Source organism: Breoghania sp., assembly GCF_030066895.1.
Lineage (GTDB): Bacteria > Pseudomonadota > Alphaproteobacteria > Rhizobiales > Stappiaceae > Breoghania.
Genome location: NZ_JASJAV010000002.1, coordinates 75,140 through 99,748, shown reverse-complemented (window position 1 = coordinate 99,748; position 24,609 = coordinate 75,140). Strand labels below are relative to the sequence as shown.

The following is a 24,609-nucleotide window of genomic DNA, read 5'->3' as shown; positions in this document are numbered from 1 at the left end:
ACCCGAATTGGAGCCGACAAGAGATCGGCTGAGGAACGGATACGAAAATGGTTGAAACGGAAATGGCGACTGCTTCCAGCGACGCCGCGGCCCTTTGGTACATCGCGCCTCGCTGCACTGCAATACATCATGAAACGTTGGGGAAGCTTCCCCCCGATCACATTCGCGTTCGCACCATCGCCAGCGGCATCAGCCGGGGAACGGAGGGGCTCGTCTTTGCGGGCGCCGTACCTGAAACCGAGTGGCAGCGCATGCGCGCGCCGATGCAGGCGGGCGATTTTCCCTTTCCCGTCAAATACGGCTACCAGAGCGTCGGCCAAGTCACCGCCGGGCCGCCCGAATGGCTGGGGCAGCGCGTTTTCGTCCTGCATCCTCACCAGACCCTGTTCGACGCGCCGATCGATACGGCGACGCTTCTCCCGGATAGCTTGCCGCCAAAAAGAGCCGTCCTTTGCGGCAATTTGCAGACCGCTCTTACTGCCGTGTGGGATGCCCAGCCAGCACCCGGCGATCACATTGCCGTGGTCGGAGGCGGCGTCGTGGGCCTGCTAACGGCCTGGCTTTGCGCTCAAATTCCCGCGACCTCAGCCGAACTCGTCGATATCAATGACGCAAGGGCGCAGATTGCCAGGGATCTCGGCTTGTCCTTCGCCAAACCGGAGAACGCACGACGCAATAACGACCTCGTGATCCATGCCAGTGCTCACGAGGCCGGACTTGCCACCGCTCTGGAGCTTGCCGGGGACGAAGCGAGCGTCGTGGAAATGAGCTGGTACAGGGCCAAACCCGTCACCGTGCCTCTCGGCGGAGCCTTCCACAGCCGACGGCTGAAGCTTTTGGCGAGCCAGGTCGGACGCATACCGGCGGCGCGGCGCGCGCGCTGGGATTTTGCACGCCGCAACCGCACCGTCGTCTCGCTGCTTGACGATGACCGCCTCGATGCGCTTCTTGAAGAGCCGATCGGTTTTGACGACCTGCCGGAGGCGTTGCCGCGTATCTTTGAGGAAAACAGCGGCATCCTGTGTCAGGTGGTCGACTACGGCGGCGCATGAGGGAGGACAGGCGCGGCTCGCAGCACAAAGCCGGCAACGCATTGCCGCAAAATCCCCGAACCATTTCCAAAATTGAAATCGCAAGGAGTTACGTGTGTTTGCCGTCGAAGTCCGCGATCACATCATGATCGCCCATAGTTTTACCGGTAGCCTGTTCGGACAGGCCCAGGCACTGCACGGCGCCACCTTCGTGGTCGATGCCGCCTTCTTTGCCAAGACGCTCGACGAGAACGGCGTCGTCATCGATATCGGGCGGGCGCACGAGGCGCTGAAATCCATTCTAGAACCGCTCAACTACCGCAATCTCGATGAGGTGGAGGCGTTTTCCGGCATCAACACCACTACGGAGTTCCTGACCGGCCACATTCACGAGAAACTCAGCGAAATCGCGCGCGCGGACGGCCTGGGTCGCACCGGATCGGAGCTTGACCGGATCAAGGTGACCCTGTCGGAAAGCCACGTGGCGCGCGCCTGGTATGAAGCCCCGACTACTGGAAACGCCAATGATAGGTGAGCCGGCCCCTCGCCTTGCCTTCGTCTATCCCGGCGCCATCGATACGCCGAGCGGCGGCTATGAATATGACCGGCGGATCATCGCCGGGCTTGTTACGCACGGCTGGGAGGTGGAGCCCGTATCGCTTGGAGACGGCTTTCCCTTTGCCGGTCACCAGACGCGCCAACGCGCCTATCGGCAACTGTCGGAACTGCCGGAGACGGTGCCGGTCGTCATCGACGGACTGGCACTCGGGGCCTTGCCGAATGCGAGTACGGTGCTCGGCCCAAACCGTCCATTGATCGGCATCGTCCATCATCCGCTGGCGCTGGAAAGCGGGCTCAGTCGGGAGGCGGCTGCAACCTTCAAGGTGAGCGAACGGCAGGCACTTGCCGGTGCACACGGCGTCATCGTTCCTAGCCCGGCGATTGCACGCGTGTTGTCAGAGGATTACGACGTCGCATTGACACGCATCGCGGTCGTGGCGCCCGGGACGGATCGCGTCCCATATCGAGCCCGACGACGCCCGGCAGGCGCACCGATCCGGCTTCTGTCTGCAGGCTCGCTGGTGCCGCGCAAGGGACATGCGATCCTGCTTAATGCGCTGGCGGAGATGACGGACCTGCCGTTTCACCTCGACATTGTCGGCAGCGCGGATTTCGATCCCGAATGCGCCGCCAGGATCCGCCAACAGGCAGAAACGCCACCGCTTGCCGATCGCGTGACGCTGCACGGCGCCGTCTGCCGGGAGCGATTGAATTCGTTCTATGAACAAGCCGATCTCTTCGTTCTGGCCAGCCAGTACGAGGGATACGGTATGGTTTTCGCCGAGGCGATCGCGCATGGTGTTCCAGTGGTGGCCAGTGGCAACGGCGCCGTGGCCGAAACCGTGCCGGATGAGGCCGGGATCACCGTCGGGGCCGACGACGTACACGGCTTCAGACAGACGTTACAACGGATGCTGGAAGATGCACCGTTGCGCGAAGAATATGCGGCGGGCGCCCGCACGGTAGCGGAAAAGGTGCCGAATTGGCGGGATGCCGCGAATGCCTTCGCGGACGCGCTTGAACGTTTTGCCGAACCTGCAGAGCAAAAACGATGACCGGATTTTCCGCTGACTGGCTGACCTTGCGCGAACCGGCCGACGAACGGGCGCGCGCCCCGGAAATCCGGGCCGCCGTGATTTCCGCGCTCAGCAATGCGCAGGCCCCGCTCGTCGTCGACTTTGCCTGCGGCACCGGCTCGACCGTTCGCGCGCTCTGCTCCCTTCTGCCCGCCGGACAACGCTGGCAGCTTGTCGATCACGATGCCGCTCTTTTGACGCGCGCACGTGCCGAGTGCACGGGGCTCGGCGGGATCGCAGAGCTTGAAACGATCAAGGTGGACCTTGCAGCGGGACCGTTTCCCCTGCTTGACCGGGTGGATCTCGTCACCACCTCCGCCTTTCTCGATCTGCTCTCCGAAGACTGGCTCGTCGGCCTCATCGACGCCCTGGCCGAACGGCGCCTGCCGTTTTACGCAGCTCTCACCTATGACGGACGTGTTACGTGTTCTCCGCAGCACGCCCTCGATGACGAGGTGACAGATCTGGTCAACCGGCACCAGCACGGGGAGAAGGGATTTGGTCCCGCACTTGGACCGAATGCCGCCGCCCATGCGATCGAACGCCTTGAAAAGGCAGGGTTCAAAGTGGTTCAGGCGCGCTCGGACTGGACTTGTCGCGAAGACGAACCCATCTTTCAGCGTGAGCTGGTAGAAGGCTGGGCGAATGCTGCAGCAGAAATCGGGGGCTTGAGCGCAGAAGATCTGCAGGCCTGGACACGATTTCGGCTAGAGGAGATCGATGCCGGACGGTCTCAAATCCAGGTCGGGCATATCGACATCTTCGCCCTGCCGACAGACGTGCCGAATTGACCGGCACACCAGGACTTCACGCCGGAGTGTTCGAAAAGTGGGTTTTCTGGAGCGGGACCTCTGATAGGGTGAGCGCCCTTGCGGAACCGGCGGAAGGAACAGGGTGAATTGCCTGTTCGTCGTCCCGGTGTTACTGGGTGGACCACAAGTTACGAAACGAATGTGATGCTTCAGAAAAACATTTCATTGTCCTCCTCGACCTTCGGGGACCCGCTCCTGACGGCCGTGCATCGGGCGCTGGGCGAAATTCAGGGCCACCGACCGCTCGCCATCGCGGATGATGAGGGCGTGCGTTTCGTGCTGGCGATCGACGGCATTGACGATACGCAGCTTGCCGCGTTCATCGAAAACTATTGCGAAGGACGCGCATCACTGGTCCTTTCCGCCGTGCGCGCCGGGATGATGGACCTGCCGCAGGAAGTCGCCCAGGGTGCGGTGGTGACCGCGATCGCCTCGATCCAGGAAGGCGACCCGGATGTCGCGCGCCTGATGGAGATCGCCACCGGCCTCAAGCCGGAGAACTTGCCGGTTTTCGAACCGGCGGGAAGGATCGCAGGCGTCGCGGTGGAACTTGCCAAGCTTGCCCAGCGCATTCCCGTCTGTCTCGTCTCCGAGCCCGTGGAGGCAACCTTCGGAGAGGAAGCCGCGATCACCGTTCGCGCCGACGATGTGGAGGCCTTCCGCCCCCGGCTTGCGGCCACATTCAAGCCCGTGAGCCAGGCGCGCGTTCCCATCGCGGACGGCATCAACTCGCGCTTCGTAATCTTCCGCAATGCCATCGGCGGGATTGCAACCGTGGTCATCGTCGGCGAACCGAAGGCGGATGCCCCGGTACCGGTGCGCGTGCACTCCTCCTGCCTGACCGGCGATATCTTCGGATCCCGGCGCTGCGATTGCGGCGAACAGCTTCAGCTTGCCCTCCACCGGCTTGAGGAGTTGGGCGGCGGTTGCCTGATCTATCTCGATCAGGAAGGCCGTGGGCTCGGCCTAGCCAACAAGATGCACGCCTACACGCTGCAGGATCAGGGGCTCGATACGGTCGACGCCAACAAGTTACTCGGGTTCCACGACGACGAACGTGACTACCACTCGGCCGGATACATGCTGAAACGGCTGGGCTGGGAGACAATCACGCTTCTCACCAACAACCCGACCAAGTTGACCGGGTTGGCGTCAGCCGGGATCGAGATTGCGGGCCGTCTGCCTGTGGTCACCCCCGTCAATCCGGACAATCGCCGCTATCTGGAAACCAAGGCGCGCCGGGCCGAACACATGCTGGACGACACGGCCGGTCTGCTGGAGACCGTTTAAGGGGCAGCTTTCTGTTGTCTGGTCGAAAGCGTTTCGCACCCATCCTTCCCTAACGACAGGGTCCGTATAATCCGTTAGCATACCCCTCCATTTTGAGGGGAGGTGACTGCATGCAGGTTGACGAGATTGCCTACGGAGCGACGGCGCGCGCATTTCACTGGGTCACCGCGGCCCTTGTCCTGACGATGATCCCGGCCGGATTGGTGATGCTGAGTGCACCGTCCGGCTGGATTCAGAATTTCCTGTTCGATTATCACCGCTCCTGCGGGGTGGTGCTGTTCATCATTACCGCGGCCTGGCTCGTGTGGAGGTGGAAGAACCCGCCCGCCGCCATTCCGGAAGATATCCCACTCCCGCAGCGCATCGTGGCACATATCGTGCACATTCTGCTCTATGCGTTGCTGCTCGTGCAGCCGGTCGTCGGCTGGATCGGAACGTCGGCCTATGGTGCGCCGATCAAAGTTTTCTGGCTTTTCACGCTGCCGCCGATTGTCGACAAGGACAAGGCGACCGCCGACACGTTCCTCGGCCTGCATGAAACGCTGGGACTTTTGATGACCGCGCTGGTGCTGATGCATATCGCGGGCGCGCTGTTCCACCATTTCGTGCGCCGCGACCGCACCTTGATGCGAATGGTGGCAGGCGCCTGACCTCTGGCGGCACCCGTCCCACCTCCCCTCGTCAACGCGTCTTGGTGGGGGGAATAGCGGTATCGCGCCGAAGTTCTTCCCGGCTCTGACGGCGCGGGAGCTCTTCCGTCTTGCGCCGTATCTCGTCCTGCTGTCGATCACTCAGCTCCTGGTGCCGCTTGCGCAACTGTTCGCGCAGAGCCTGATCCGTCTGCTGTTTCTGGTTCTGCAGCAGTTCCGATCCGCTCGGCAACAATTGGACAACGGTCATCGAGCCCAGGACCAGAGCCACGACGACGGGGAGACAGAGAGCAATCAACGCGCGCATGGGCCGGATATAAGCCCCAATATGGTGAATTTGGAGTCAATGCCCTTACGCCAGGCGACAAAAGGCCCCTATCCGGCCCTTGCCTGCCGCTTCTCGCGTTCCAGACCGGCAACGAGATCGTTGAAGCCCTCGCCCTGGACAGGATTTGGCTTTTCAGGGCCTCTTCCGCCTGCTGTGGCCTCTCCTTCATGATCGCTTCGACTGGCGCAGTACTCGCTCAAAGAACGACGCATGCGGCCGCGCACGCGCAGTTGCAGGCGGCGATAAGGCTTCAGCCGCCGGTGCAGCGTCATCGCCTGATCGCAGAGATAGCTGTTGCCGCAGGCACGGTAGATCACGAGGTGAAAACGCTCGTTCTCATAATAATAGGTGTCGAGTTCCCCCGCGCGCGCAGACCGCCTTGCAGGCCTGCAGAGCATCGATCAGCTCCTCGGTTTCCGCCTTGGTGATGCGCCGGGCCGCAAGACGGCCGCACATGCCCTCGAACTCGGCCATGACCTCGAACATCTCGATGATCTCGGAGACGGAGGGTCTGCGCACAAAGGCGCCGCGCCGGGGCTTCAGTTCAAGCAGGCCGGAGGCCGCAAGATGCTGAAACGCCTCGCGGATCGGCGTGCGGGAGACATCGAAGCGCTGGGCGAGCCGCACCTCGTCCAGCCGGTCTCCGGGCGCATAGGCTCCGGTCAGAATATCCTGCTCAAGCTGGTCGCACAGCCTGTCGGCAATACGCTCACTCATTCACATGCCTCACAAGCAACACATGCCGGAAACCGCGTCCCTTCCCTTTGAACCCGAAAAACAATGCGATGCATCGCCCATAACTATCGGTGAAAAGGATATACACGACCCGCATCGCACTATGACTGAACGTTGGAAAACGCGAGGGAAACGCTTGTATTTTCGTTCTTCCTCTAAGTTTATATAAGGTCTTTCCCTCATTTCTTGTATACAACGATCTTGACTCTGTGTGCACGGCTCCGTCAAGCTACCCTTCCCTAACGTTATAAGACCAGCGACGACCGGTGGGAGGGAACGAAATGCTGACGACCGCTTTGCGGAAATCGATCCCCATCGCCACCATTACCGCTGGCGCCGCTCACATGGCCGGCGTTACGCTCAAGGCATCGCACCAATGGCCCGGCGGCAAGGGCGACGTGCGCGACGAGATGGTGCAAATTCTCGCGCGCGAAGTGGAGAAGGCCAATGTGGGCCTGAAGGATCCAGGTCTATCCGGGGCGCTCGCTGTTCAAGCCGAAAAAACAGTGGGGCGCCATGGTGAAAGGCCAGCTCGACATCTCCGCCTTCCCGCTCGACTATGCCTCCGGTCGTCACCCTGAATTCTCCGCCACCTTGATGCCGGAGCTGGTGCGCAACCACGACCGTGCGCAGCGGCTGAACAATTCCCCGTTCATGAAGCAGATCAAGCAGATCAAGCAGATCGTGAATGACGCGGGTGTTGTGGTTCTGGCCGATGCGTGGCTGGCGGGTGCGTTCGCATCCAAGCAGCAGTGCATCTCACCTCGCCGGAGAGCATCAAGGGTCAGGTGACGCGCGCAGCGGGGCCAGCATTCGAGCAGATGCTCGTGGGTGCGGGCGCCTCGATTGCGTCGATGCCGTCGTCGGAGATCTACACCGGCCTGCAGACCGGCGTGCTCGACGCTGCCAATACCTCGTCAGGGTCCTTCGTTTCCTACCGCATCTACGAGCAGGTCACCTGCCTGACCAAGTCGGGCGCCAACGCCCTTTGGTTCATGTACGAGCCGATCCTCATGTCCAAGCGCACCTGGGACAAGCTGGATGACGCGCAGCGCGATGCGCTGATGGCAGCGGGCAAGGTCACGCAGGACTACTTCGTCGGCGAGGCCAAGGGGCTTGATGACAAGCTGGTCAAGGCCTACGAGGACGCCGAGGTCAAGGTCGTGGAGATGAGCGCGGACGACTACAAGGCCTGGCTCGATATCGCCAAGGCGATCTCCTACAAGAACTTCGCCGAAAAGGTCGACGGTGGTCAGACGTTGATCGACGCCGCGCTGGCGGTCGAATAGGACGCAAGGAAATGACCGGCGAAGCCGCAAGGCATCGGGTTCACTGGTCGTTTTGCATGATCTGCCCTCGTGTTCCCCTCTCCCCCCTTGAGAGGGAGATGTCACCGATGGTGACAGAAGGGGGGTAAGCCACTTGTTCTGAACCTGCCGCCCACCCCCCCCTCTGTCGGTCTAGGACCGACATCTCCCCCTCAAGGGGGGGAGGGGGGAACCAGGTGTTGGCTTACAGACCAAGCCTTCTCTCGTTCCATCAGGACCCTTTCATGAAAGCGTATATCTCTTTCGTCTCAGCAATTTTGCGCGCCTGTGGCGTCATTGCGATCCGGCTCGTCGCGGCCACGGCGCTGGTCGTGTGCCACATGGTCTTCGTGCGCTACTTCCTGAACGGATCGACCGTCTGGCAGACCGAATTCGTCATCTATGCGCTGGTCGCGGCCACCTTCATCGGCTCCCCCTTCGTGCTGCTCGAAGGCGGACACGTGAATGTGGACCTGCTGCCCAACGCCATGACCAGACCGGTGCGCATGCTGATGAACCTGGGGGTCGGGCTCGCCTTTGCCGCGCTGCTCGCCTGGTCGGGATGGATCTATTTCGAAGAGGCGTGGGCCTATGGCTGGACGACGGACACCGTCTGGCCGCCGCCGCTCTGGATCCCGCTGCTGCCGTTGCCGCTCGGCATCGGCAATTCTGTGCCTTCAATACATCGCATAAATCCTGCGCCCCTTCACCGACCGTTACCACGGAGCACGACGCCCATGACACCGCTTGCCATTGGAGCCATGGTGCCCGTCGCATTGATGGCGCTTCTTGCCATCGGAACGCCGATTGCCTTCGCACTCGGGTTCGTTTCCATCATCGCGCTGATGATCGTGGAAGGAACGGGAACGCTGTCGATCCTGGGCGAGACCTTCTTCGGCGGGCTTGCCTCCTTCGGGCTCATCTCCATCCCGATGTTCATCCTGATGGGCGCAGCCGTCGCCTCCTCGCCCGCGGGCAAGGACCCCTATCTGGTGCTCGACCGCTGGCTCAACCGGGTGCCGGGTGGGCTGGTGCTGTCCAATCTCGGGGCCTGTTCCATCTTCGCGGCCCTGTCCGGTTCCCACCTGCCACCTGTGCGGCCATCGGCAAGATGGGCATTCCGGAAATGACGAGTCGCGGCTATCCGAAAGAGATCGCAGCAGGCTCGATTGCGGCGGGTGGCACGCTCGGCATCCTGATCCCGCCGTCCGTCACCATGATCGTCTACGGCATCGCGACCGAGACCTCGATCGGGCGGCTGTTTCTGGCCGGTATCCTGCCGGGTGTCATGCTGACCGGCCTGTTCATGGCCTGGAAGCTGTTTGCCTGCAACCGCAGCGGCATCGGGCTGGCGCCGGTCACCGAGCGCTTCACCATGCGCCAGCGCTTCGAAGTCCTGTCGAAGGTTCTGCCGTTCCTCGCCATCATCGTCGGCATTCTCTGGGTGTTTTACGGCGGTGTGGCGACGCCGTCGGAGGCCGCAGGCGTCGGGACCATCTTCTGCATCGTGCTGGTGATGATCATCTACCGGCTGTGGAAGGTCGGCCCGCTGTGGAACGTTCTGCGCGACACGCTGAAGGAAAGCGTCATCATCATGATGATCATTGGCGCCTCGGAACTTTTTTCCTTCACGCTCTCCTCGCTGTTCATCACCCAGTCTATCGCCGCCTGGATCGCGGATCTGGAGATCAACTGCTGGGTGCTGATGGGAGTGATCAACCTGTTTCTGCTCACCGCTGGCTGCTTCCTGCCCCCCGTTGCGGTGATCCTGATGACCGCGCCGATCCTGCTGCCGATCATCTCGCAGGCGGGGTTCGACTCCTACTGCTTCGCGGTCATTCTCACCATCAACATAGAAATCGGACTGATCACGCCGCCGGTCGATCTGAACCTCTATGTCATCAACCGAATCGCGCCGGATATCTGCCTTTCTCAGATCCTGCGCGGCTCGCTGCCCTATGTCCTGTGCATGGTCACGGGCATTCTGCTGTTGTGCGTCTTTCCCCAAATCGCCACATGGTTGCCTGAAGCCATGATGGGGTGACCCAGAAAGGACACGAAAAATGAGCACTGAACAACACGGAGAAACACGGCGCATGAGCATGCTGCGAGACATGCTGTCGGCCCTGGTGAGCCGGGGCGCGCGACTGATCGACAGTCGCGGCGAGACCTCCGGCGTAGCGCTGGCAAGCGAGATCCTGCGCGGATTCGACACGCTCGACGAGCAGGGGCGCAAGGACTTCCTGACCATGCTGGGGAACCCATACGACCCGGATACCAAGCGCGTGGGCCAGGCCGCCGATGCCTATCGCGAAACATATACCAACGAAGCTCTAGCGGAACTGATCGCTGCCAGCGAGCCGCCGCGCCAGGAATTGCTGCGCCGGCTCAATCTGGCGCCCGGCGGCACGGCAGCGCTCGTTCACATGCGCGAGGCGCTGCTGCCGCTTCTCCGCGACAATCCGGACCTGAAGCGGGTGGATGCCGATTTCGGACGGCTGTTCACCTCTTGGTTCAATCGCGGCTTTCTGGTTCTGCGCCATATCGACTGGGAGACCCCGGCGCATATCCCGGAAAAAGATCATCGAATACGAAGCCGTTCACGCCATCGACACATGGGATGAGCTGCGCCGCCGCGTGCAACCTGCTAACCGGCGCTGCTTCGCCTTCTTCCACCTTTCCATGCCCGACGATCCGCTGATCTTCGTGGAGGTGGCGCTGTCGCGCGAGATCCCCTCCTCCATTCAGGGGCTTTTGTCCGAAGAACGCGAAATCCTGAGCCCGGACAAGGCGACGACGGCGACCTTCTATTCGATCTCCAATTGCCAGACGGGTTTGCGCGGGGTTTCCTTCGGCAATTTCCTCATCAAGCAGGTGGCGGAAGATCTGGCGCACGAGATCCCCGACCTGAAGACCTTCGTCACGCTGTCGCCGGTGCCCGGCCTGATGCGCTGGGTGAAATCGGAGGCGGAGAAGGATGCGGAAGGACGCGCGGCTCAGGCGCTGAGCTTGACAGAAACCGAGGGCTGGCACCTTGACGAAGACCTGACGACCAAGGCAAGCCCGCTCCTGAAGGGTCTGGCCGCGGAATATTTCCTGACCGCCAAGCGCTCGGACGGACAGCCGCTTGATCCGGTCGCCCGCTTCCACCTCGGCAACGGCGCGATGCTGCGCCAGATCAACTGGCTCGGCGACGTCTCGCCCAAGGGGATCTCACAATCGGCGGGAATCATGGTGAATTACCTCTATGACCTCGGCGACGTGTAGGTTAACCACGAGGCTTACGCTTCGCGGCGTGAGGTGAAGGCGGCCCGCCCGGTGCGTGCGCTGCTGCCCGCCGCCGACAAGAAGACCAAAAAGACGGAAACAGACAATAAAGACATGGCATGACGAACGGTTCCCCCAACGTGCTCTACGATGCCCTTTTGGGCAGCCCGGAAGACCCGAACAAGGTGCTGATCCGCCGTCCCGACGGCAGTGAGATCAGCTACGGCGACATGATCGTGCTGACGGGCCGTCTGGCCAACGCGCTTTGCGCGCTGGGCGTGGAGCCGGGGGATCGGGTTGCAGTGCAGGTGGAGAAGTCGGCCGAGGCGCTGGCGCTCTATCTCGCCACCGTGAGCGCGGGCGCCATCTTCCTGCCACTCAACAACGCCTATACGGCGGCCGAGATCGCCTATTTCGTTGGCGATGCGGCCCCCTCTCTGGTTGTGTGCGATGCGCGTTCGGAAAAGACGCTGCACGAAATCGACAAGGATTCCGGTGCTGCGCTGAAAACCCTCAACGCCGACGGAACCGGCAGTCTGATGGATATCGCGGCGGCCCAGAGCGAGGCATTCGGGACCGTGCCGCATACGACCTGGCCGCGATCCTCTACACATCCGGCACTACGGGACGCTCCAAGAGCGCGATGCTCTCGCACGCCAACCTTCTCGACAATGCGCGCACGCTGGTCGAGGCATGGCGTTTCACCGCCGACGACGTTCTCCTGCATGCGCTGCCGATCTTCCACACGCACGGACTGTTCGTCGCCTGCAACACGGTGATGGTGTCGGGCGGGTCGATGATCTTCCTGCCGAAATTCGATGCCGATGCGATCATCGCCGGGTTGCCGCAGGCCACCTCGATGATGGGCGTGCCGACCTTCTACACGCGGCTTCTGGCGCGCGAGGATGCGGAGCTTTCCGAGGAGAGCGTGAAGGTGGAAATCGCCGACAAGCTGGCGCGGTTCAAGCAGCCCAAGCGCGTGTTCTTCGTACCCGAACTGCCGCGCAACACCATGGGCAAGGTGCAGAAGAATGTGCTGCGCGACGAGCACTCAGGGGAGTCTGCGGCAAAGACCTAGGCTTGAGAGCTGAGGAGCGGCTTTGCCGCTGCTTGTTAAGCGGGATTCCGGATCAGCGTTCGGATCTGCCTCACTTGTCCGGAATGAGGAGAGTAGGCTGAGTTGTAAGTAGACGCCAACGCCGCATGCTGCTCGCCCATCATCTGCGTTTGCTTACGACTCTCCCCTTGCTCCTCATTCCGGACGGTCTGCAGCGAAGCTGCATGGCCATATCCGAGATCCAGCGCGGGTAGCCGGCGCGAAGCGCCTCCACTCCCCTTCCTCTTTCCCTCCCCCTTCCCCAGCACAACCATTCCGGTGTACCAACCGGGCACCGTCACGAACCGCCGAGGATTCGCGAACCCATCATGGAATGGTCGCCGCAGCAGGAAGAGGCCTTGCGCGCGGTGTTGAGCTGGCTGAAGACGCGACCGACACAGGTCTTTCGTCTGTTCGGCTATGCAGGCACCGGCAAGACGACGCTCGCGCGCCATCTGGCGGAAGGCGTGGACGGCGACGTCGCCTTCGGCGCCTTCACCGGCAAGGCCGCTCACGTGCTGCGTACGAAGGGCTGCGCGGATGCCTCCACCATCCATTCGATGATCTATCGCCCGCGCGGCGAGGACGAGGACGGCGAAGGTCCCTCCTTCACCATCAATCGCGACAGCACGGCGGCGTCTGCCTCACTGATCGTCATCGACGAATGCTCGATGGTGGACGAGGATCTGGGCCGAGATCTCCTGTCCTTCGGCACGCCGGTTCTGGTGTTGGGCGACCCGGCCCAGTCGCCTCCGGTCAAGGGCGGAGGTTTCTTCACCGAAGCGGAGCCTGATGCGATGCTGTCGGAAGTGCACCGACAGGCGGCCGACAATCCGATCATCCGCCTGTCGATGGATATCCGCGAGGGCCAGCCGCTCGATTATGGCACCTATGGCGAAAGCCGGGTGATCCATCGCTGCGAGATCGACGCCGACGCCATTCTGGCCACCGATCAGGTGCTGGTGGGACGCAACAAGACCCGCCGCCTCTACAATGACCGGATCCGCGAACTGATGTGCTACACCTTGCAAATGCCGGAGGTGGGCGAGAAGCTGGTGTGCCTGCGCAACGACAAGGCTAAGGGTCTGCTCAACGGCGGACTGTGGACGGTCAAGGCAGCCCATCCACCCAAGCGCGGCAAGCTGCAATATGACGTGAAGCCGGAGGATACGCTGAAGCGGAAGTCGGTCCGGGTTTCCATCGCGCCGGAGCTTTTTGACGAAGGCTCGGAGGAAGTGCCCTACGCGCTGCGCCGCCGCTCCGACGAATTCGCCTATGGCTACGCCATGACCGTGCACAAGGCGCAGGGCTCGCAATGGGACAACGTCGTGCTGTTCGACGAAAGCTGGGCCTTCCGCGAGCATCAGGCACGCTGGCTCTATACGGCGGTGACGCGGGCTGCCGAAAAAATCTCGGTGGTGAAATAGGCTCCGCCTATCCCCGCTAGGACACTAGGAAGGCGCCTGCCGCGATCAGTCCGATGCCGAGCCAGTTCGGCAGTGTCAGATGCTCTCCCAGAAAAAGCACGCCGAACACGACGGAGAGCTTGTCGATTGGTGCGACGCGGGCCGCGTCGCCCAGTCTGAGGGCGCGGAAATAGCAAAGCCATGAGGCTCCCGTCGCCATTCCGGACAGAACCAGGAACAGATAGCTCCGCCCCGAGATCGAGGCGAGCGACTGGTACTGTCCCGTCGCCGCGACGATACCGGCCAGCACCAGGAAGTGCGGATGAGCGTGGCGAAATCGGAGCCGACATCCTCCACGCCGATCTTGGCGAAAATGGCCGTCAGCGCCGCGAATACGGCTGCGAGCAAAGCCCATAACCGCCAGGACAGATAAAGATCCTTCACGAGACCTCCCCTTCTCGTTTGCGTCCATGAAACGACGCGGCCGCGTGCCGGAAGTCGGAAGGGCCTAGTCGAGCTCCGCCACTTTCCTCAGCGCGGCGTTGATCCTATCCTGCCAGCTGGGGTCGTCTTCCTGGAAGAAGGCGAGCACGTCGTTGTCGATCTTGACCGTAACCGGTTTCCTTGCCGACAGGAATGGCGTTGCGCTTGAATTCGGGCGTCTCGGGGGCGGGTTTGGTCTTAACCTTCTTGAACATCGCCTCGACCTGATCGATGGCGGAGGTGTGGCGACGAGGGGCCATGGCGAATTTCCGATTCAGATTGGGGATGAAAGGCGCACTATGGCACAGCTCGCGCAAATTGCGCAGCGCGTAGATGGGCTATCGCATGACCGGTTGAGACGGGGTTGCCTACTCCCATCACTTCTACACCTTCTCCAGCGCCTTCCACTTGTCCTTTGCATCACCCCAGGCATGGTCCGCATTGGTCTGATGCCAGCCCATGACATATCCGGCGGTCATGAGCGAGAGATCGCGGTCGGCACGGGTGCCGGGATCGATATCGGCAAGGCGCCGCGCCATGGCGACGTCGTTCAGATAGCCAAAGACATCCTGCAACGCCCTCAGGTCCGCCAAGAACGGCTTCAGCTTCTTGCCCTTTGCAAGGGCCGGCGAAGAACTCCACCGCGTAGCGGAATTGCTTCAGCTTCTTGCGCAGGACGTGGCGTTGTTCAATGTCGAGCTTTTCAAGTCCTTTGGCAGCCTTGGTGCAGGACTTCCACCGCCTTGCCAGAGCCTCGCGCGCAAGATCACCGATGGGGCGGGCAAGCGCTGCGGTCTGTTCGATATTCTCGCCCAGCCAACCACGGGTTTCCGCATAGCGTCCCAGATCGAGCAGCAAGGCGTTGACGAACGGCTTCGACAGACTGGCAACGACATGGGCGCAGGCCTTTACCCTTCGCGCCTCCAGGGTCGCGATCAACGCCTTGGTTCCGTCGGCCGGAGCCCCCGTTGCCGGGCAGACGATATCGGCGATCAGCACATCGGCATCGCGCAACTCGCCCACAAGCTGCCTCATGCGTTGCGCCTCCGCATCGAGCCTGCAAATTTCCGGCGTATCGGCCATGATCCGGAAAACCTTGAAGGCGGACCGCAGTCGGCGCAGCGTCACGCGCAACTGGTGCGGGCCTTCCGGATCGTCGCCCGAAATCGTCGCCAGGCGATTGTGGGCGATGCGATCGAGGCAAGCGCGCAGGATATCCGCATAGGCCTCCTCACTTGTGATGCCTGCCTTCATGTGATGATCGAGACCTTTGCGCGATGCGATCGGATTAGGCTCCTCGCCATGGGCGAGCCTGTAACCGCGCGCCGCCTTGCTCATGGCTGAAAACCGGATCGGGCCGTCATCGAACAGAAATCGGGCAGCCTGATAGAGCACGCCGAGGGAGCCGCCGGTCAGCTCCAGTTCTGCTTCCACAAAAGGCAGCTTGCGCTCTCCGGCAACGATCTCGCCATTGTCGAACGCAAATTCGACGGTGCCCTCATCGACGGTGAGGTTCCGGACCGTGCGACGCATGTGCGTCTCATAGCGCGCCAGAAGTGTCGCCTCGCCGATCTGACGAACGATTTCCTCGGCGATTTTCAGATCGGAAATGGCGTCGAAGCGCGGTTCGAAAATGGGAACGGGGGCTTCAAGTTCGATCGGGGGCGAAAGCCCGCCGGGAATCGGCTTGCCCCGTTTGACGGTCTGCACCCACTTGCGGCCGACTTTCCGCACGCGCAGCGACAGCCCAACATTGAAGAGCGCGTCGTCCTCTGTATCGTAGTAGATGGAAACCAACGTGCGCGTCGTCGCGCGGCCTACGGTCAGGTCTCGCAAGGTGGCATGATTTCGCAGGCGATCGATTTCCGAAAGCTGTAATTCGAACTTCAGTTCGGCTTCCCTGTTCGCTACAGACATGGAACACAGCCCCCATTTCGTCGGATCGACCACATCGCGAGAAAGACTAATATCAGTCAACAGCTTGTCCACCCTGCAAATTCGAGGAACGAGAAATAGCCGGCTAAGTATTCATTGCCTCCGCAAGGCCACCACACGCTGAAAGGAATGACCATGGTGCATAACGAGAGTTTTCTGAAACGGGCCATCGCCGTCAGACGTGGTGTGGAAAAGGCCGATCTGGTGCTGAAAATACCACCTTGCTCAGCGTCATCGACGGATCGTTGACCCCTTGCGATATCGCAATTGTCGGCGACCGCATCGTCGGCACGCACGGAACGTACGAGGGCTTGCGCAAAATTGACGCAGCCGGGCGCATCGCCGTGCCGGGTTTCATCGACATGCATCTGCATGTGGAATCGTCCCTCGTCATCCCGCATGAATTCGACCGGTGCGTTCTGCCGCACGGCGTGACCACCGCCATCTGCGATCCGCACGAGATCGCCAACGTTCTGGGCGCCGAGGGCATCAGGTACTTTCTGGCCTCGGCGGAGGCCGTGGTGATGGACCTGCGCGTCCAGCTTTCCTCATGCGTGCCCGCGACCACCTTCGAGACATCGGGCGCGCGGCTGGAAATTGGCGATCTTCTGCCCTTTGCCGATCATCCCAAGGTGATCGGGCTGGCGGAGTTCATGAATTTCCCGGGCGTTCTGGCAAGCAACGAAAACGTCCTGGTAAAACTTGCCGCCTTTCAGGAGGGGCATATCGACGGGCATGCGCCGCTTGTGACCGGTTTCGATCTGAACGGCTATCTGGCGGCGCGCATCCGCACCGATCACGAGGCGACGACGGCGCGCGAAGCCCGCGAGAAGCTTGCCAAGGGCGTGAGCATTCTGATATCCAGGAGGCTCGGTCTCCAAGGATCTGGAGGCGCTCAAGAGCGTCGTGGATGCGAACACGTCTTCGTTCATGGCGCGCTGTGCACGGATGATCGCAATCCGCTCGACATCGCCGAGGAGGGCCATCTCGACCACATGATCTGCCGGCTGATCGCCGACCTGAAGACCCGCGGCGTACCGTTTCACCATGCCTACCGGGTGGCGAGCTGGTCGGCGGCGACGGCGTTCGGCCTGCGCAATCGCGATCTTCTGGCCCCCGGCTGGCGGGCGGATGTCGTACTGCTCGATGACGTGGAGCACTGCAAGGTGCATTCGGTCGTGGCGGGCGGGCGCCCGGTGGAACGCTCGCTCTTCGCCGCACGCAAACCGGTCGAGCCGGTCGGACTTTCCAGCATGAAGGCCAACCCCGTGACGGCCGACAGCTTCCCCGTCGTCGCGCATAATGCCCCCCACCCCGGTGATCGGGGTGAAGGCGGGCCTGATCCTCAGCGAGCATCACAAGATGAACCTGCCGGTGCGCGACGGGGAGATCTGCATAAATACCGGCCAGGATGCGACTAAGGTCGCGGTGGTTGCCCGGCACGGCATCAACGACAATATCGGACGCGGGTTCGTCACCTGTTTCGGCTTGAAGCGCGGCGCGATCGCCTCCTCCGTCGGCCATGATAGCCACAATATCTGCGTGGTCGGCGCCAGCGAGGCGGACATGGCCGTGGCGATCAACCGGCTGATCGAGTTGAAGGGCGGTTTCGTGGTGGCGGAAGGCGGCGTGGTACGGGGGAACTGGCGCTTCCCATCGCCGGGCTGATGTCGGATCAGCCGTTCGAAGCGGTGCACGATGCGTTTCTGGTGCTGCGGCACGCGAGCTCGGCTGCACCCTGCCGGAACCGTTCCTGCAGGTCGCCTTCCTGCCGCTCCCGGTGATCCCACACCTGAAGATCACCGATTTCGGCATGTTCGACGTGGACCGCTTTGCGTTGGTGGAGTGAGGCGGGAAGCGGAGCGGCTTTGCCGCATCCTATTCCTCGCCCTCTTCCCGCTCGACCATGGTGCGCAAGGCCGCGACGTCGATGATTTCCAGATCCCGACCGCTGCGGCGCAGAATACCGCAGCGCGTCAGGCGTCCGAGCTCCCGGGTCACCGCCTCGCGATGAGTCGACACGCGCACGGCCAGATCGCCGTGGGTGGGAAAGCCGCGAATGCTGAGCGGGCCCGCATGGCCCTGCGGATCTCCGGCAAGACGCAGGATCTCCGTCTGAATGCGCGTCTTGACCGGCAGGGTGGAGAAGGCAAAGACCCGCGCTGTCAGATCCCGGATCTGCGCCACCAGGTGGCATGATACCGCCTCCATGACGTCCGGCTCCTCGCGCATGGCCCGTCGAAAGGCTTCGGCAGACAAGCGAGCCACGACGCAGGCGCTGGACGCCTCCACGCTGGCAGAGCGCGGACCGTGGTCGATGGCGGCAAGCTCGCCGAAAAGGTCGCCGGTCTCGATCGTGCGGAAAGCCACGGCCTTGCCGCCGCGCGAATAGATCATCACCCGCGCCGATCCGCTCACAAGAAAAAAGACGTCATCGCGCTTGTCGAGATAGGGGACAATCTCCTCTCCCTCGTCATAGGCGCTCCATTGGCAGGCGGCGGAAAGCCTTTCGCGGCTCCCGTCGCACAATTTATAAAAGATTCCAATGGTGCTCAGGTCGCGGCCGGTCGGCCCCACCGATTTCACGACGCTTCCCCCTTCGCCTCAGTACGGCGAAGGTGCGTCGCCCCGCCGCGAAAAAACGCGATAGTCAGAATACGGTAAGATAGGCTGCCGCGAAAACATCCCAGCGTCAAATTAGGTTGAGAAACCGATAATATCCGCCGTTAATTTCCCCAAGGACGCACACGTGCCTTGCGCCTATTCGGCTGCGGCAAGCGCCAGTTGCGGCCCGATGACGGGTTTGTGAGCAGGATGAGAGGTCGGGGTTCCCTTTTTCACCCCGGACGCCTACTTGAACCAGCCGATCACATAGGCCGTGGCGATCAGCACCGCGAAGCCCGCGAGATTGGATAGGATCTGCGCCACGTAGCCCTCTGCGAGGAACTGGTCGCGCAGGATCGCAATCGCCTGTGCCGTCACGAGGCTCATCAGGAAGACGGCCAATGGCTGCTGCCCGACCTTCTGAACGATGCGGACGAAAGCGCCCCATGCGCCGCTTCCCCTGAGCCTCGACCCGGCCTCGCCCGTCGCGATCCAGAAGAGATAGGCCAGCGGCAGGAAATGGACGTAGCAGGATCCCGAAATGGGTTTTGTCGGTCAGCGGCAGGATTGCGCGCGCCATGTCGAGCAATTCGGGCACGGCCTGCAAAATCCGAAAGTAGGCGAAGGGCACCGTCGCGATTACCATGACGGCGGCGGCGATCATCAGCGGCCGGGTGACGGGCGGCGGTGCCAGCCAGCCGCGCATGAAGGCAAACCCGGTGAAGACGAAGAGCTGCCAGGCGAACGGATTGAAGAACCAGGGGCGATCGGACCAGGGCAGTTCCAGCAGACGGAAGCTCGCGACCAGTCAGATGGCCACGATCGCGGCCATCGCCAGCCTCAGACCGCCGATCCTCCGCAATAATCCCATGACCACGGGGATCATCGCGAGAATGGCGATGTACATGGGCAGAATGTCGAAATAGCTCGGCACGTAGCTGAGCGTCAGAAGCCCCGGCAGGTTGGCGACCGAATTGTCGAAGAAGTAGTGGAGATTAAGCTCACCGACATAGTCCTGCGCAAACCAGCCCGCCCCGTCCACCAGGACCAGTATGGAGGCGATGACCAGGAACAGGCAAATATGGGCCCAGTAGACCTGCCATATGCGATAGAGAATGCGCGCCGTACCCATGCGCCAGCCGATGAATTCGAAAACCCGGCCGAAGGCGATGGCCGAGGCCATGCCAGAGCAGAAGACGAAGATCTCCGTGGCATCGGAAAACCCGAAACGGGCGGGGATCCACAAGGTGCCCCGGTTTCCGGACGGGTGCGCCATGAAGATGATGAACACGCCGATGCCGCGGAAGAAGTCGAGCCTCGGATCACGGCGACGTTGGCCGGGACGGTGATCGTTTGCGATGTCCTGGTTCGCGGAGACTGCGTCAACGGATCGGGAATGAGCCTTCATCATTTTCTGGTATGGGATCCTTCGCATTGGTCGGCCGAAGTGCTGTACGCAACGCCTTGGTCACCCGGCCTGCCACCAGTCCCGCAATCCGGGCAGGAATGGCGAAAATTCCTGATGAAATATTTCGGCTTATTTGTGGTGAAAACGCCGGTTCAGGTTATTCATGCACTCCTTGAAACCGTTGCGTCAAGATAACGGGATCAGGCCAACCGCAAGGCGGGAGCCGGAGCTCCAGCTCCAAGCGTCAGGTCCAGCATCGCAAGGCGTCTTGCGGCGAAACCGTCCTTCCCTCCGCGCCGGGCCAGAGGCTCCTCCAGGAGCGTGAGCACATCCTCCAGCAGGCCCGCTCTCATCGCTGCCTCGATCATGATCTGCTCGAAGACATCGCGCCGGGCGTGACTGCCGCCGACGCGCTGCAGATTGGGACGAGCGCGCGAAAGACCGCTGAAGGTCGCCCGAAAATCCCTATTGTGATGCCTGCAGGGCGAGCGCGCTCGGCACGCCCACCGCTTGCGTGACCGCATCCATGTCGCATGCGCCGCGCTTGCCCGCAGCCGTCCCAGAAGCTTGTCGACCGCCTCCTCGCGACGATCCCCGACAAGCGCCAGCATGTAGTTCAGATCGACGAAGACCAGACAGTCATCCTGCGTACGCCCGGCGGGCAGGTCGGCGAGTTCGTACCAGCGATCTCCCACGTCGACGCCTTCCATTTCCAACCGGGCCAGAAGCGAAGCCTCGTTGGAAATGTCACGGTAGTCGTCCGTATGGTCATGTCGCACGCGCTCGTCATATAGCCTCAAAACCTCGCCGATCTCGCCGCGATCGAGATGCATGAGCGCCAGATGCCACCCCATGTGATAGCGAAAATTGTTGCAATGGGCCCAGCTGTCGGGACGGCCGGTGAGCCACGCGATGCCGCGATCGCTGCGCATCTCGTGAACATGGGCGACCGCGTGAATGCCCCAGACATCGTCAGGGGAGTGAGCGACCACGCGGCGGCCCACGGCCTCCGCACCTGACAGATCCCCCGTCTCCTCAAGCGCGAAGGCGTGACAGCCGAACACATATCCGTGGGCGGGATGATCCTCGCCGTAGTGCGGAAGAACGCGCTCAAGGGAGGACCGCATGCCCACCGCATCGCCCATGATGAAGCGGATCGCGTGGATCAGTTTCACCGCCAGCGCATCGCCGGGCCAGGTCTCCAGAACCCTGTCCAGACGCTCGGCGGCGGCACACGGGCGGCCCTGCAACCAAAGCGTCAGGCTGTCAAAATAAAATGTTTCGCGCGGCCCCGCCCCGTTTCGTTGACGGATGCTCTAGGCCGTGCGATGCGCCTCCTGAGACGTTTCGACAAGCTCGCACCGTCCAAGCAACAGGCAGAAAAGCCCGCGCGCGACGGTAGCGAGCAGATAGTCGAACTCATGGGCAAGGGTCTGCTGAAGGTGGTCGGCGGCATCGGCGGAATGGCTCAGGAAACCGAGCAGGGTTCTGTTCCAGGCGTCGCGGGCGGCCGGGCTCTCCACCGGCAGATCGTAACCGAACAGATCGGATTGTGGCATGTCTCCCAAGTCCTTCACCGGAGGGGCCGAGCGGGCACAATTCGGCAACTGTCGCACCTCTTGCGCCGACCGCCGTTTCATCGGTCGGAGCGCGCCGGAGGATGACGCGGCGCTTCAATTCCGAATGTGCAACCGAGTTCCTGGAAGCCTCGTTAGACCAATGATTACAAGCAACACACAAGTCCGTGTGCTGGCCGTGTCCGGCGCGGCAATGGTTCTCGTCACGATCGCAGGCTGGCTTGCGGGCGGTTGGCGGGTGGGCGTCGGCGCGCTGATCGGCATCGGCGCTGACTTTGCCCTCTATCACGCGAGTTTCGGCTTCACCGCCGCCTGGCGTCACTTCCTGCGCGAACGGCGCGGGGCGGGCCTGAGAGCGCAATTCGCGCTCATCAAGGCCATCGCCGTGCGAGCGATCTGGGTCGATGAGGCTCCCTGAGCCGCCTCACGCGACTTCAGTTCAGATCTTCCCATCATAATACGACAGGCGAGAATGGTGAAGGTATCGCGCGACAGCGCCGCTTCCGCTTCAAGGCGCAGACTTTCCGCATCATCCACCCAGGCGCCGACCCCTCCGAGCGCCTTGGCCACGGCCACGAAATCCGTCTCCCCGAAATCAACGCCCGCATTGGAGCGCTGACCGGCGCGCTGTTTCAGTTCGATCAGAGCCAGCGACGCATCGACCAGCACCACGACGATTACGGCCAGCTTGAGATCGCGCAAGGTCGCGAGTTCGCCGAGCCCCATTTCCAGCCCCGCATCCCCGACGAAAACGACGACCGGAGTATCCGGTTCAGTACGCTTGTGCCCTGCGCCGAGCGGCAAGGCGCAGCCCATGGTGCAAAGCCCGGAGGATTGCAGCAGGGTACGCGGGGTCGGACAGTGCCAGATCTGCGAGAGCAGAATGCGGTGTGCCCCGCTGTCGGCGGTCGCCACCGTTTTGTCGGACAGAACATCCCGCAGAATGTGAAAGACCGTCGACGGTCCCCAGCCCTCCGGCTCGGCAGAAAAAGCCCCGACAAGCGACGCGCGTGCGGTCTCCACCTTTCCTTCCGGCTAGGTGGAGCGTGTCGCCAGACCATCGCCGAGGGCGGCAAGGGTGAGCGCAATGCCGCCCGCCAGCGTTTCCGATGCACCGTGCATGCCGTGCGTGCGGGCGACGGCCGTGATCTCCACCGCCTTGTCCGACTCCCAGGGGTTGCGCCAGCCGATCCGCATCTCGATCGGATCTTAGCCGACGAGAAGCACAAGATCGGATCGGTCGATCAGCGGCATCAGGATCGCGTCCGCGCGCGGCGAAAGGCCCGCGCCGCCCAGACAGGCCGGATCGGCCTCGTCAATCAGCCCCTTGGCCTTGTAGGAGGTGATGAGCGGTATGGAGAACCGGCGGCAGAACGCCTCGATCGCCGCTCCGGCGCCCTCGTTCACCGCATCGACGCCCGCAACCATCAACGAGCGTTCAGCTACGGCCAACATCTGCCGCGCGTTTTCCAGACAAGGCCCGCCCGCAGGCGTATCGCGCAGACCCGAACGCGCGACCAGGATATGGACAGGCTCAGAGATCTCGGCTTCCGCCACGAAGATCGACACGTCGATATGGACCGGGCCCGGCTGGCCTTCGCAGGCCAGAGCGAGCGCCTTTTCCATCACCGCCCCGATACTTCCCGGAGCAACGCGGAAGCTCGCCTTGACGATCGGCCGGAGCACGACCTGATGATCGAAGACCTGATGGGTGTAGCACGCCGCTTCCGCCTCATCGACGCAGCCGGTGAGGAAGATCAGGGGGACACGGTCCTGCATGGCGTTCGCCACGACATTGACCGCATTCGCCATGCCGGGGCCGAAGGTCACCACCAGAACGCCCGGCGCGGTGGAAGGACCGGAACCGCTCAAGGCGTGCCATTCGCCTTCCGCCATGAAGCCACCGGCATTCTCGTGCTTGACCAGAACGAAGAACAAATCGGCCCGCTCAGCGCCTCGACAAGCGCCAAGACCTCGCCGCCGGGAATGCCATAGGCCGTGCGGCAACCGACAGCGCGAAGGGCCTCGGCGATGATGTCAGCTCCGGTCATGTGGAGATCCCGTGCGCGAGAGAAGTGTTGAGGAGAGAGCATATCGGATGCGAGGCTATTGCGCGTCGGTAGGCACATCCCAGCCGCGCAAATCGGCGAGTTCCAGCCAGGCGCGCTTCACCCAGACAGGCTTGAAGACATGATCGCCGGGATGGAGGCACAGTTCGATGGTTCGCCCCGCACAGGCTGTGCGGCGTTGGCACACGAGCCCCGTGTCGTCGGGCTTGAACTCCTGCGGGACTTCGGTTGTGCAGGCGCCTTTGGCCAACCACAGCGCCATCCCTTCGTTGACGTCCGCCTGGTGCGCCACATCACCGATTGCTCGGCCAGCCATCGGCACCACCTTGTCGCCGGTTCCGTGGACGTGGAAAAGATCCGACTCCGGCCCCGGACATCCGGTCGGTTGCGGCTCCCAGAATGCGCCTGCAACCGGGGCAAAATCGGCGAACCGATCGCCCAGATAACAGGCGAGATACCAGACCATCGAGCCGCCGACGAAAAACCCGGAAGCCATGACCTTGTCCGGATCAACGGCGTGGTGCGCGACGGCATCGTCGAGAACGGTGCGGATGAACGCGATATTATCGCGCCGCTGACGCGGGTTGCCGGGGAAGGACCAGGACCGCTCCGCACCCTGGAGCGTAATAAGGGCGAGGCTGAGGTCGGAGGCCGTGCGGATCAATCCCTTGTTGTTGATCGCATTCTCCGCAGTCCCGCGATAGCCGTGCAGATAGAGGATCGCACCCACGCGTGACGTGCCGTCCCACCCTTGCGGCATGCGAACGCGATATTCACCGCCGGGCACGTGACAGGGGGCAGCCACGCCGCAATCGTCCGTGGACGGTCTCGGCACGAGCGACGTCTCCGCCGTGCCCGCAGGGGACAGTCCCAGCAGCAGGGCGGTGAAGGCAACGCCGCAGATAAAGCCTCGGCCGAGAAACGCGATCGTTCCGGCCGACGGCCTTCGTGCTTTGATCATCCGGAGCCTTTCT

At 62.4% G+C, this 24,609-nt stretch carries 27 protein-coding genes and 6 pseudogenes; 18 read left to right on the top strand and 15 right to left on the bottom strand.

Features of this window, described 5'->3' with window-relative positions:
* Positions 1-137 precede the first annotated feature (137 nt).
* The 6 genes from QNJ43_RS03610 to QNJ43_RS03585 all read left to right on the top strand — a co-directional run bounded on the left by QNJ43_RS03610 (position 138) and on the right by QNJ43_RS03585 (position 5,420).
* The gene (locus QNJ43_RS03610; protein ID WP_300467455.1) at positions 138-1,052 is read left to right on the top strand and encodes a zinc-binding alcohol dehydrogenase; all 915 of its coding nucleotides are present in this window, start codon (positions 138-140) and stop codon (positions 1,050-1,052) included.
* A gap of 94 nt (positions 1,053-1,146) precedes the next feature.
* A complete protein-coding gene (locus QNJ43_RS03605; protein WP_300467452.1) occupies positions 1,147-1,566 on the top strand; it encodes a 6-carboxytetrahydropterin synthase in 420 nt (139 codons plus the stop codon).
* The gene (locus QNJ43_RS03600; RefSeq protein WP_300467450.1) at positions 1,556-2,647 is read left to right on the top strand and encodes a glycosyltransferase family 4 protein; all 1,092 of its coding nucleotides are present in this window, start codon (positions 1,556-1,558) and stop codon (positions 2,645-2,647) included. Before QNJ43_RS03605 ends, QNJ43_RS03600 begins: the two co-directional genes overlap by 11 nt.
* Positions 2,644-3,459, top strand: coding sequence for a class I SAM-dependent methyltransferase (locus QNJ43_RS03595; protein WP_300467448.1), 816 nt, complete (start codon positions 2,644-2,646; stop codon positions 3,457-3,459). Before QNJ43_RS03600 ends, QNJ43_RS03595 begins: the two co-directional genes overlap by 4 nt.
* A 165-nt stretch (positions 3,460-3,624) precedes the next feature.
* The gene (ribA, locus tag QNJ43_RS03590; RefSeq protein WP_300467446.1) at positions 3,625-4,770 is read left to right on the top strand and encodes a GTP cyclohydrolase II RibA; all 1,146 of its coding nucleotides are present in this window, start codon (positions 3,625-3,627) and stop codon (positions 4,768-4,770) included.
* A 110-nt stretch (positions 4,771-4,880) separates the two neighbouring features.
* Complete coding sequence (locus QNJ43_RS03585) at positions 4,881-5,420, top strand: cytochrome b (RefSeq protein ID WP_300467444.1); 540 nt, start codon at positions 4,881-4,883, stop codon at positions 5,418-5,420.
* Between the two features lie 31 nt (positions 5,421-5,451).
* Here QNJ43_RS03585 and QNJ43_RS03580 read toward each other — a convergent pair whose 3' ends face one another.
* From QNJ43_RS03580 to QNJ43_RS03570, 3 genes are all read right to left on the bottom strand, one after another.
* Positions 5,452-5,691 (bottom strand): hypothetical protein, encoded by a 240-nt coding sequence (locus tag QNJ43_RS03580; RefSeq protein ID WP_300467442.1) that lies wholly within the window; start codon positions 5,689-5,691, stop codon positions 5,452-5,454.
* 104 nt (positions 5,692-5,795) lie between these two features.
* Complete coding sequence (locus QNJ43_RS03575; RefSeq protein ID WP_300467440.1) at positions 5,796-6,146, bottom strand: FCD domain-containing protein; 351 nt, start codon at positions 6,144-6,146, stop codon at positions 5,796-5,798.
* On the bottom strand, positions 6,085-6,465 hold the full coding sequence (locus QNJ43_RS03570; protein ID WP_300467438.1) for a GntR family transcriptional regulator: 381 nt from the start codon (positions 6,463-6,465) through the stop codon (positions 6,085-6,087). The genes QNJ43_RS03575 and QNJ43_RS03570 overlap by 62 nt, the downstream gene beginning before the upstream one ends.
* Positions 6,466-6,827: 362 nt before the next feature.
* Between QNJ43_RS03570 and dctP the strand changes: the two are divergent.
* The 7 genes and pseudogenes from dctP to QNJ43_RS03535 all read left to right on the top strand — a co-directional run bounded on the left by dctP (position 6,828) and on the right by QNJ43_RS03535 (position 13,580).
* A pseudogene (dctP, locus tag QNJ43_RS03565) lies at positions 6,828-7,772 on the top strand (TRAP transporter substrate-binding protein DctP).
* Between the two features lie 263 nt (positions 7,773-8,035).
* Positions 8,036-8,443, top strand: a pseudogene (locus QNJ43_RS03560) (TRAP transporter small permease subunit); the annotation flags it as partial.
* A gap of 84 nt (positions 8,444-8,527) precedes the next feature.
* A pseudogene (locus tag QNJ43_RS03555) lies at positions 8,528-9,834 on the top strand (TRAP transporter large permease).
* A 52-nt stretch (positions 9,835-9,886) separates the two neighbouring features.
* The gene (locus QNJ43_RS03550; RefSeq protein ID WP_300467436.1) at positions 9,887-10,414 is read left to right on the top strand and encodes a malonyl-CoA decarboxylase N-terminal domain-containing protein; all 528 of its coding nucleotides are present in this window, start codon (positions 9,887-9,889) and stop codon (positions 10,412-10,414) included.
* Positions 10,308-11,057 carry a malonyl-CoA decarboxylase family protein gene (locus tag QNJ43_RS03545; protein WP_300467937.1) on the top strand — a complete coding sequence of 250 codons (750 nt, stop codon included), beginning with the start codon at positions 10,308-10,310 and terminating at the stop codon, positions 11,055-11,057. The genes QNJ43_RS03550 and QNJ43_RS03545 overlap by 107 nt, the downstream gene beginning before the upstream one ends.
* 119 nt (positions 11,058-11,176) lie before the next feature.
* Positions 11,177-11,952 (top strand): annotated as a pseudogene (locus QNJ43_RS03540) (AMP-binding protein); the annotation flags it as partial.
* Positions 11,953-12,482: 530 nt separating this feature from the next.
* Entirely contained in the window at positions 12,483-13,580 is a 1,098-nt protein-coding gene (locus QNJ43_RS03535) for an ATP-dependent RecD-like DNA helicase (RefSeq protein WP_300467434.1), read from the top strand.
* A 16-nt stretch (positions 13,581-13,596) separates the two neighbouring features.
* Here the strand turns inward: QNJ43_RS03535 and QNJ43_RS03530 are convergent.
* The 3 genes and pseudogenes from QNJ43_RS03530 to QNJ43_RS03520 form a co-directional block, all read right to left on the bottom strand.
* Positions 13,597-14,003: pseudogene (locus QNJ43_RS03530) on the bottom strand (EamA family transporter).
* 64 nt (positions 14,004-14,067) lie between these two features.
* Positions 14,068-14,151 carry a hypothetical protein gene (locus QNJ43_RS03525; RefSeq protein WP_300467935.1) on the bottom strand — a complete coding sequence of 28 codons (84 nt, stop codon included), beginning with the start codon at positions 14,149-14,151 and terminating at the stop codon, positions 14,068-14,070.
* 311 nt (positions 14,152-14,462) lie between these two features.
* A complete protein-coding gene (locus tag QNJ43_RS03520; protein WP_300467432.1) occupies positions 14,463-16,019 on the bottom strand; it encodes a CYTH and CHAD domain-containing protein in 1,557 nt (518 codons plus the stop codon).
* Between the two features lie 179 nt (positions 16,020-16,198).
* Here QNJ43_RS03520 and QNJ43_RS03515 point away from each other — a divergent pair, with 179 nt between their 5' ends.
* The 3 genes from QNJ43_RS03515 (at position 16,199) to QNJ43_RS03505 (ending at position 17,826) form a co-directional block, all read left to right on the top strand.
* Positions 16,199-17,398 (top strand): amidohydrolase family protein, encoded by a 1,200-nt coding sequence (locus tag QNJ43_RS03515; protein ID WP_300467430.1) that lies wholly within the window; start codon positions 16,199-16,201, stop codon positions 17,396-17,398.
* Positions 17,340-17,645, top strand: a complete 306-nt coding sequence (locus tag QNJ43_RS03510; RefSeq protein WP_300467428.1) for an adenine deaminase C-terminal domain-containing protein — start codon at positions 17,340-17,342, stop codon at positions 17,643-17,645. The genes QNJ43_RS03515 and QNJ43_RS03510 overlap by 59 nt, the downstream gene beginning before the upstream one ends.
* 70 nt (positions 17,646-17,715) lie before the next feature.
* The gene (locus tag QNJ43_RS03505; protein ID WP_300467933.1) at positions 17,716-17,826 is read left to right on the top strand and encodes an adenine deaminase C-terminal domain-containing protein; all 111 of its coding nucleotides are present in this window, start codon (positions 17,716-17,718) and stop codon (positions 17,824-17,826) included.
* Between the two features lie 29 nt (positions 17,827-17,855).
* Here the strand turns inward: QNJ43_RS03505 and QNJ43_RS03500 are convergent, their stop codons facing one another.
* The 3 genes and pseudogenes from QNJ43_RS03500 to opgC (QNJ43_RS03490) form a co-directional block, all read right to left on the bottom strand.
* Complete coding sequence (locus QNJ43_RS03500; protein WP_300467426.1) at positions 17,856-18,563, bottom strand: Crp/Fnr family transcriptional regulator; 708 nt, start codon at positions 18,561-18,563, stop codon at positions 17,856-17,858.
* Positions 18,564-18,827: 264 nt separating this feature from the next.
* The gene (gene opgC, locus QNJ43_RS03495; protein WP_300467931.1) at positions 18,828-19,073 is read right to left on the bottom strand and encodes an OpgC domain-containing protein; all 246 of its coding nucleotides are present in this window, start codon (positions 19,071-19,073) and stop codon (positions 18,828-18,830) included.
* 97 nt (positions 19,074-19,170) lie between these two features.
* A pseudogene (gene opgC, locus QNJ43_RS03490) lies at positions 19,171-19,857 on the bottom strand (OpgC domain-containing protein); the annotation flags it as partial.
* Here opgC (QNJ43_RS03490) and QNJ43_RS03485 point away from each other — a divergent pair.
* On the top strand, positions 19,849-20,184 hold the full coding sequence (locus QNJ43_RS03485; protein WP_300467424.1) for a hypothetical protein: 336 nt from the start codon (positions 19,849-19,851) through the stop codon (positions 20,182-20,184). The pseudogene opgC (QNJ43_RS03490) and the gene QNJ43_RS03485 sit on opposite strands and share 9 nt — an antisense overlap.
* A 5-nt stretch (positions 20,185-20,189) precedes the next feature.
* Here the strand turns inward: QNJ43_RS03485 and QNJ43_RS03480 are convergent, their stop codons facing one another.
* On the bottom strand, positions 20,190-21,239 hold the full coding sequence (locus tag QNJ43_RS03480) for a tetratricopeptide repeat protein (RefSeq protein ID WP_300467423.1): 1,050 nt from the start codon (positions 21,237-21,239) through the stop codon (positions 20,190-20,192).
* Positions 21,240-21,305: 66 nt separating this feature from the next.
* Positions 21,306-21,548, bottom strand: coding sequence for a hypothetical protein (locus tag QNJ43_RS03475; protein WP_300467421.1), 243 nt, complete (start codon positions 21,546-21,548; stop codon positions 21,306-21,308).
* Positions 21,549-21,708: 160 nt separating this feature from the next.
* On the opposite strand from QNJ43_RS03475, the gene QNJ43_RS03470 reads away from it, so the two are divergent.
* Complete coding sequence (locus tag QNJ43_RS03470) at positions 21,709-21,984, top strand: hypothetical protein (protein WP_300467419.1); 276 nt, start codon at positions 21,709-21,711, stop codon at positions 21,982-21,984.
* Here QNJ43_RS03470 and QNJ43_RS03465 read toward each other — a convergent pair.
* The 4 genes from QNJ43_RS03465 to QNJ43_RS03450 form a co-directional block, all read right to left on the bottom strand.
* A complete protein-coding gene (locus tag QNJ43_RS03465; RefSeq protein WP_300467417.1) occupies positions 21,885-22,589 on the bottom strand; it encodes a thiamine pyrophosphate-dependent enzyme in 705 nt (234 codons plus the stop codon). The two genes, QNJ43_RS03470 and QNJ43_RS03465, sit on opposite strands and share 100 nt — an antisense overlap.
* Before the next feature lie 12 nt (positions 22,590-22,601).
* Complete coding sequence (locus tag QNJ43_RS03460; protein ID WP_300467415.1) at positions 22,602-22,763, bottom strand: hypothetical protein; 162 nt, start codon at positions 22,761-22,763, stop codon at positions 22,602-22,604.
* A 12-nt stretch (positions 22,764-22,775) separates the two neighbouring features.
* Positions 22,776-23,504, bottom strand: a complete 729-nt coding sequence (locus QNJ43_RS03455) for a thiamine pyrophosphate-binding protein (RefSeq protein ID WP_300467413.1) — start codon at positions 23,502-23,504, stop codon at positions 22,776-22,778.
* 168 nt (positions 23,505-23,672) lie between these two features.
* Entirely contained in the window at positions 23,673-24,596 is a 924-nt protein-coding gene (locus QNJ43_RS03450) for an alpha/beta hydrolase-fold protein (protein ID WP_300467411.1), read from the bottom strand.
* Between the last annotated feature and the right edge of the window lie 13 nt (positions 24,597-24,609).

Bases quoted from the DNA above. Each gene is read 5' to 3' on its own strand.
- QNJ43_RS03535 (WP_300467434.1), top strand. From the start codon at position 12,483: ATGGAATGGTCGCCGCAGCAGGAAGAGGCCTTGCGCGCGGTGTTGAGC.
- QNJ43_RS03450 (WP_300467411.1), bottom strand. From the start codon at position 24,596: ATGATCAAAGCACGAAGGCCGTCGGCCGGAACGATCGCGTTTCTCGGC.
- QNJ43_RS03550 (WP_300467436.1), top strand. From the start codon at position 9,887: ATGAGCATGCTGCGAGACATGCTGTCGGCCCTGGTGAGCCGGGGCGCG.
- QNJ43_RS03595 (WP_300467448.1), top strand. From the start codon at position 2,644: ATGACCGGATTTTCCGCTGACTGGCTGACCTTGCGCGAACCGGCCGAC.
- QNJ43_RS03570 (WP_300467438.1), bottom strand. From the start codon at position 6,465: ATGAGTGAGCGTATTGCCGACAGGCTGTGCGACCAGCTTGAGCAGGAT.
- QNJ43_RS03600 (WP_300467450.1), top strand. From the start codon at position 1,556: ATGATAGGTGAGCCGGCCCCTCGCCTTGCCTTCGTCTATCCCGGCGCC.
- QNJ43_RS03460 (WP_300467415.1), bottom strand. From the start codon at position 22,763: ATGCGGATCGGCTGGCGCAACCCCTGGGAGTCGGACAAGGCGGTGGAG.
- QNJ43_RS03470 (WP_300467419.1), top strand. From the start codon at position 21,709: ATGATTACAAGCAACACACAAGTCCGTGTGCTGGCCGTGTCCGGCGCG.
- QNJ43_RS03575 (WP_300467440.1), bottom strand. From the start codon at position 6,146: ATGCTCTGCAGGCCTGCAAGGCGGTCTGCGCGCGCGGGGGAACTCGAC.
- QNJ43_RS03585 (WP_300467444.1), top strand. From the start codon at position 4,881: ATGCAGGTTGACGAGATTGCCTACGGAGCGACGGCGCGCGCATTTCAC.
- ribA (WP_300467446.1), top strand. From the start codon at position 3,625: ATGCTTCAGAAAAACATTTCATTGTCCTCCTCGACCTTCGGGGACCCG.
- QNJ43_RS03510 (WP_300467428.1), top strand. From the start codon at position 17,340: ATGAACCTGCCGGTGCGCGACGGGGAGATCTGCATAAATACCGGCCAG.
- QNJ43_RS03475 (WP_300467421.1), bottom strand. From the start codon at position 21,548: ATGCCACAATCCGATCTGTTCGGTTACGATCTGCCGGTGGAGAGCCCG.